The sequence below is a fragment of the Cupriavidus sp. 05L310 genome (genome assembly GCF_056398185.1).
On the sequence record NZ_JBFTOX010000005.1, the window covers coordinates 188,467 to 194,700 of the forward strand.

At 64.9% G+C, this 6,234-nt stretch carries 7 protein-coding genes and 2 pseudogenes; 4 read left to right on the forward strand and 5 right to left on the reverse strand.

Translation table 11 applies throughout. The features are described from left to right. Positions 1-40 precede the first annotated feature (40 nt). Positions 41-469, reverse strand: a pseudogene (locus AC1DS6_RS05115) (type VI secretion IcmF C-terminal domain-containing protein); the annotation flags it as partial. A 170-nt stretch (positions 470-639) separates the two neighbouring features. Between AC1DS6_RS05115 and AC1DS6_RS05120 the strand changes: the two are divergent. Genes AC1DS6_RS05120 through AC1DS6_RS05130 form a run of 3 tightly spaced genes read left to right on the forward strand, consistent with a single transcriptional unit; the run spans position 640 to position 3,518 of the window. Then, positions 640-1,557, forward strand: a complete 918-nt coding sequence (locus tag AC1DS6_RS05120; RefSeq protein WP_441629399.1) for a DUF2167 domain-containing protein — start codon at positions 640-642, stop codon at positions 1,555-1,557. A gap of 37 nt (positions 1,558-1,594) precedes the next feature. Continuing rightward, entirely contained in the window at positions 1,595-2,329 is a 735-nt protein-coding gene (locus AC1DS6_RS05125; RefSeq protein WP_477102207.1) for a site-2 protease family protein, read from the forward strand. A 46-nt stretch (positions 2,330-2,375) separates the two neighbouring features. After that, complete coding sequence (locus AC1DS6_RS05130) at positions 2,376-3,518, forward strand: tetratricopeptide repeat protein (RefSeq protein WP_441629401.1); 1,143 nt, start codon at positions 2,376-2,378, stop codon at positions 3,516-3,518. 31 nt (positions 3,519-3,549) lie between these two features. Here AC1DS6_RS05130 and AC1DS6_RS05135 read toward each other — a convergent pair whose 3' ends face one another. From AC1DS6_RS05135 to AC1DS6_RS05150, 4 genes and pseudogenes are all read right to left on the reverse strand, one after another. Further along, on the reverse strand, positions 3,550-4,044 hold the full coding sequence (locus tag AC1DS6_RS05135) for a hypothetical protein (protein ID WP_441629402.1): 495 nt from the start codon (positions 4,042-4,044) through the stop codon (positions 3,550-3,552). Positions 4,045-4,113: 69 nt separating this feature from the next. After that, a complete protein-coding gene (locus tag AC1DS6_RS05140) occupies positions 4,114-4,359 on the reverse strand; it encodes a GlsB/YeaQ/YmgE family stress response membrane protein (RefSeq protein ID WP_035863526.1) in 246 nt (81 codons plus the stop codon). A 60-nt stretch (positions 4,360-4,419) separates the two neighbouring features. After that, on the reverse strand, positions 4,420-4,602 hold the full coding sequence (locus AC1DS6_RS05145; protein ID WP_477102208.1) for a hypothetical protein: 183 nt from the start codon (positions 4,600-4,602) through the stop codon (positions 4,420-4,422). A 139-nt stretch (positions 4,603-4,741) separates the two neighbouring features. Beyond that, positions 4,742-4,849 (reverse strand): annotated as a pseudogene (locus AC1DS6_RS05150) (LysM peptidoglycan-binding domain-containing protein); the annotation flags it as partial. A gap of 252 nt (positions 4,850-5,101) precedes the next feature. Between AC1DS6_RS05150 and AC1DS6_RS05155 the strand changes: the two are divergent. Then, positions 5,102-6,010: a DMT family transporter gene (locus AC1DS6_RS05155; RefSeq protein ID WP_441629403.1), complete on the forward strand. Its 909-nt coding sequence runs from the start codon at positions 5,102-5,104 to the stop codon at positions 6,008-6,010. The last annotated feature ends 224 nt before the right edge of the window (positions 6,011-6,234 follow it).

Below are 6,234 nucleotides of genomic sequence, written 5' to 3' on the forward strand. Positions count from 1 at the left end.
GCTGGCGTGATCGGATAGTACAGGGCGTGTGACGATGGCCTCATCGCGACCGGAGCGGACGTACCGCCTGCGGCTCACGACCCACGAAAATGCGCGACGGCAGGACGAACCCCCGCAACGCCAGCATTTCCAGCGGACCCTGGCCGATCTCGGTGCGCATCTCGTAGCGGATTGGATAGACCATGTCCTCGGCCACCGGCAATCGCGCGTTGCGGGTCGTCATGCTGTCCAGGTTCTCGGCGGTTTGGCCCGGGCTGGTGACCGGATTGTCACGCGGACCGGCTGATGGCCCCGTCGTGTCCGGAACGGCCCGCCAGGTCAGCTGGTAGGTCGCGCCGTTCGGCGGTTCGATGTGCGCCCGTTCCAGCATCCGCACCAGTCCCCACCGGCCACCGAACTCATAGCTCTTGTTGGTGCCGGCGCGCTCGGTCTGCCATTGCAGCCGGGTTCCGACGTCCTGGAGACTGTTCCCCCTTCAATCACACTGCCGCAAATAAAAAAAACGCTAAAATCACCAATCGCCAAACCATCAGGCGATCGCACTGCATGCGAGGCCGCCGGAACCCCCCCTTCCCCTGGCCATCATCGGCAGTGCCGCAAATAACAAACAATCTAGCGAAGGGAGCGGTCATTGTGGGAATGACGGGTCATGAATTGCGTAGCATGCTGGCAAGCCTGGCATGCGGGATGAGCCTCCTTGCGTCCGGCAGCCTGCTGGCGCAGGGCAGCGACAGCAAGGAAAAGGAGATGGAGGCGGCCTGGCAGGCTGCGCAGTCCAGCGCCCAGGCAGGTCCGGCCACGGTACAACTGGGCGAACAGGCCACGCTGAAGCTGCCTGCCAGGGAAGTCTTCATTCCCCAGCCGGCCGCCGGCAAGCTCATGCACGCCATGGGCAACCTTACCGACGAGCGCCTGCTTGGCCTGGTGCTGCCCACCGGCGACGACGACTGGATGGTGGTAGCCAAGTACGAGCCCTCGGGCTACATCCGCGACGACGACGCCAAGGACTGGAATGTCGACGACCTCTTCAAATCGCTCAAGGAAGGCACGGAAGCCGCCAACGAGGAGCGCGAGAAGCACGGCATCCGCGGGCTTGAGATCGTCGGCTGGGTGGAGCGGCCCCACTATGAGGCGGCCAGCCATCGGCTGATCTGGTCGATGTCGGCACGCGAGAAGGGCCAGCCGGCCGATGCCCCCCAGTCCGTCAACTACAACACCTATGCGCTCGGGCGGGAAGGCTACGTCAGCCTGAACCTGATCACCGCGCGCGACCAGGTCGACACCAACAAGCCCGTGGTGCGCACGTTGCTGTCCAATCTCGACTTCGCCGAGGGCAAGGCCTATGCGGACTTCAATTCCAGCACCGACAAAGTGGCGGAATACGGGCTGGCCGCGCTGATCGGCGGGGTAGCGGCGAAGAAGCTGGGCCTGCTGGCCGTCCTGGCGGCGTTCTTCGCCAAGTTCGCCAAGGTGATCATGCTGGCAGTGGCGGGCATCGGCTATTCCGCCACCAAGTGGTTCAGGCGCAAGCCGTCCGGTCCCGCACAGCCGAAGTGAAGGCGCATTCCTCCTCCCCGGCTACGGAGTTGTACCGATGACCAAGCTGCTGCTCCTGCTCCTGGGCGGCCTGAAGATGGGCAAGCTGCTGACCACGGGCGGCACCATGCTGCTGTCGATCGGGGCCTACGCGCTGATCTTCGGCTGGCGCTATGCCGTCGGCTTCGTGCTGCTGATCTTTGTCCACGAGATGGGCCATTTCCTGGCCGCGCGCCACCGCGGGCTGGCCGTGGGCGCGCCCACCTTCATTCCATTCGTCGGGGCCTGGGTCGAACTCAAGGACCAGCCGGTCGACGTCGAGACCGAGGCCTATATCGGGCTGGCGGGGCCGGTGGTCGGCACCCTGGGCGCCCTGGCCTGCTATTACATTGGCCGCAGCACCGGCAGCGGACTGATGCTCGCGCTGGCCTATGCCGGCTTCTTTATCAACCTGTTCAACCTGATCCCGCTTTCGCCGTTCGATGGCGGCCGCGTCACCGCGGTGCTGTCGCCGCGCATCTGGTTCCTTGGCGTGCCGGTGCTGGTGGCGATGTTCCTGTGGCGCCCCAGCCCGATCCTGATCCTGGTGGCGCTGCTGGCGGCCCCGCAGTTGCTCAAGGCCTGGCGCTACGATCCGCAGGCCCCGGAGAACCGCGCCTATTACACCATCAGCGCGGAAATGCGCCTGACCTATACGCTGTACTACCTCGGGCTGGTGGCGTTCCTGGCGGTCATGACACATGACCTGCACGGCATGCTGGGCAGCATCCGTGCCGGCAGCATGGCCACCTGACGCCGGCGAAGGCGCCCGAACCCAATTCAACCTGAATACCAAGGCAATGAGAAGCAAATCGTTTTACCTGAAGGGCGCAGTGCTGTTGGCTGTGGCATCCATTCCCGCCATGACGCTGGCGCGCGACTATCGCCAGCCGGGCACGCTCGGCGAAGGCACGCAGGTGCACCGGTTCGTGCTGCGCGATCCGGCTACCGGCCAGGCCATGCCCGAAGCCCGCTACCGGCTGTTCCTGCCCGGCCAGCGGATCGCCGGCGTCTTCCCCAAGTCGAACGAGCAGGACAGCGTGATCTTCGGCGTCACCGACAAGCAGGGCAACACGGTATCCGTGCGCATGCCCAAGCGGCACGCCAAGGAAAAATGGATCCTCAACCCGATCGTCGGCGAAGGCGATTTCGGCGAATCGTTCTCGTTGCACGGCGAGAGCAGCAATGATCCCATAGCAGGCATGACCTACATACTCGACCTCGACGACGGGTACCTGTTCTGCAACCGGACGGATAGCCACGGCTATACCTACTATGCGCAAAGCCACAAGGCACGGACGATCAGCCTCGACTACACGTATACCGGACTGCAAGCGGGCGAATTCGCGTGGTGCAGGCGCGAGTCCGACGCCATCACCGCCCTGCCGGCCGGCGCCGGGCCGGCGGCCGTCTTCCGGCAGATGCTGGCAAGCTACGAGGCTGGCAAGAATGAAATCGGCGCGGACTTCCAGGCGCGTATCCGGCGCAAGCTGATCGACCTGTCGATCGCTGGCCGGGACGACAAGCAACTGGACATCGCGCTCGGCCTGGCGCCCCTGCCAAAAGACAGCCTGAACGAGGTCGGCTACGCGCTGGTCGATGCCAACTGGATGGTCGGACGCGGCATGGCGATGATCGACGAGGCCCTCGCCGACGCGCCGGGCAACCCTTACGTGCTGGACAGCAAGGGCTGGGCGCTGTTCCGCCTGGGCCAGCCCGCGCAGGCGCTGACCTACCTCGAACAATCCCTGGCCGCGTATGGCGAAGGCACCGAAGGCAACCTGGGCGCCCGGGTGGAAGGCCTGGCGCACAAGGGCGAGGTGCTGATGCAATTGCAGCGGCAGGACGAAGCGCGCGCCGCCTTTGTCGCGGCGCACGAACTGGCCCCGGACGACGAGAAGCTGCTGCGCACGCTGGCGCGGCTAGAGGTGGCATTGCCGTAACGGCTGCGCACTGGCGGCGGCCGCCTGCGGCTCAGCCCGGCTGGTGTTCCTTGAACCTGGCCAGCGCAATGGCCAGCGCGGCGCTGCCGATGGTCTTGACCAGCGTGGGATGCTGCGCGTAGAAACCGGCGATCTGGTCGATCACGCCCGGATGGGCCTGCTCGGCATGGGCGGCGATCTCCTGCACCTGTGCCGGGGTGAGCTGGCTGGCCTGCGCCGGAGTGACCTGGGTCGCGCCAGGCTGCAGCAGATTGCCCAGCGCACCGCCCGCCGCGCCGGCCAGCGCCGCCGGGCCCAGTGTGGCAAGCAACTGGTTGAGCAGGCCCGCCTGCTGCGCACCGTTGGACTGGCCGAACAGTTCGCCCACCATATTGCCGAAGGCCGGCGTCTGGTCGGAGCGGAAGGCGCCGGCCAGCAATTGGCCGAGCGCGCCCTCAGGCGCGTTCTGCGCGACGTGGTCTACCTGCTGCTCGGGATTACCGCCCAGGGCGGTAGCTGCAGACTGCAAAAAATCCATCAGGCTCATGATCGGGTTCCGTGTTCCGTTGCGGGTGTTGCTTGCTGGTATCTGGCTTTCGGGGCGTGGCGTTGCGGCTCAGCGCTTGCTGATCAGGTGGTAGCCCAGCAACAGGATCACCGCACCCACCACGGCGCCGATAAAGCCGGCGGATTGCCCTGGGCGATACCAGTGCAGGGCCTGCCCGAGAAAGGTCGCGGCCAGCGCGCCGCCGATACCCAGCGCGGAGGTCAGGAAGAACCCGCTAGGGCCATTGCCGGGGGTGATGGCGCGCGCCACAAGCCCGGCCAGGAAGCCGATGAGAATAGTCCAGATCAGGTGCATGGCGTCAGGAGAAATAGGAAAAGGGCGCGCCCCCGGAAGAGCGCGCCCTGAAACGCCGCATTACTGCGCGGCGGACTTGGCCGGCGTGGCGGCCTTGGTGTGCTTGGTGGTTTGTGTCTTGTTGCTCTTGTGCGCGCTCTTTTCCACCTTGGTGGGCGCCTTGGGCGCATCGGCGGCCGGGGCCTGGGCGAAGGCACCGGCAGCGAAGAGTCCGAGGGTCAGGATGGCGAGAACCTTCTTCATGTCTATCTCCAGGTGAGGCGCGCTTCGTTGCGCGTTGCCTGTAAAAACGGGCCGGGGCCTGGGCGTGTTGACAGCCGGTACGCAGCGCCGTGTAACAGTTCGTATCCGGCGCTGCGCCGGCGTACTCGTGCCGGCTTACTCAGGATACTTGCGCCGGAATGCGCAGGGTCTGTCCCGGATAGATCTTGTCGGGATCGCTCAGCATGGGACGGTTGGCCTCGAAGATTTCCGGGTAGCGCGAACCATTGCCTGCCCAGCAGCTTCTCGCCTGCGTCCTTGATGAAATCCAGCACACCCATTGTGTTCTCCGAGCGAGTCAAAAAGATTGGCGGGCAAGGGCTGGCGCCCGGCCCGACAGGTGGGGAGACTAGCGCAAGGGCTCCGCAAAAAGCATGGCAGTGACAATCGTTTGCAATCGGCGCCTGCGGCATAATGCGGGCAGAAAAAGTAATAGCATCGCGAAAAACAACAAGAACACAAACAGGACGACAACCCTCCGATGACCGCTACCGCATCCGGCAAGACCAGGCTCGACTGGACCACGCTTGGCCTGCTGACGTTTCCGCCATTGAGCTGGGCCGGCAACGCCATCGTCGGCCACTACGCCGCCGGCGCCATCCCGCCGATCACGCTGAACTTTGCCCGCTGGGCGATGGCCGGGCTGCTGCTGGCGCCCTACGTATGGCGGAGTGTGCGCGAGCATGCCACGACACTGAAGCGGCACGCCGGCGTGATCGCCGCCATGGGCATGCTCTCCGTCTCCGTATACAACGCCATGCAGTACCTGGCGCTGACCACGTCCTCGCCAATCAATGTCACGCTGATCGGCGCCTCCGCGCCCATCTTCCTGCTGATCATCGGCGCGCTCTTCTTTCACGAACGTGTGCGCGGCTGGCATGTGGCGGGCGCCCTGCTCTGCCTGGCAGGCGTGGGCGTGGTGATGCTGCGCGGGGATCTCGGGCGGCTGGCGCAGCTGGACTTCGTGGCCGGCGACCTGTTCATGCTGGCGGGCACGATTACCTGGAGCGCCTATACGTGGCTGCTGCGCAAGAAGCGTCCGGACTTGCCGCTGGCGGTGCTGTTGTTCGCGCAGATCGTGGCGGGTGTGCTGGCCAGCGTGCCATTCGTGGCGTGGGAGTTGCTGGCCGCGCCGGCGGCGATTCAATGGAATGGGAAGGCGGCCGGCATCTTGCTCTATGTGGCGACGATTCCGTCGCTGCTGGCCTACTTTGCGTGGGACCGGGCGATTGCGCGAGCGGGGGCGCAGTTGCCGGTGTTTTTCTTTACGCTTACGCCTGTGTTTGCCGCGCTGATGTCGACTGCTTTGCTGGGGGACTGGCCGCGGTGGTTTCATGCTGTCGGGCTGGCGGCTATTGTGGCGGGGATTTGGATTGCCAATCGGCGGTGACGGGATTTTAGGGTTTCTGGCTGCTGGCGCAGAGTGGGCGTTTTTTGGCGGGGTTTTATTGCTTCTAGCTGCTGGCGCGGCTGTACGGGGTTGGCCGTTTACGCACACGGAGGTGTCACTTTTCTTTACTCGCCCTCCATGTCAGGATACTTGTCGCCTCCGTTTCCTTAGTGAAGCAAAATGGAGGGCGGTGTGCGAATAGGTGATGACACGATATGCAACCG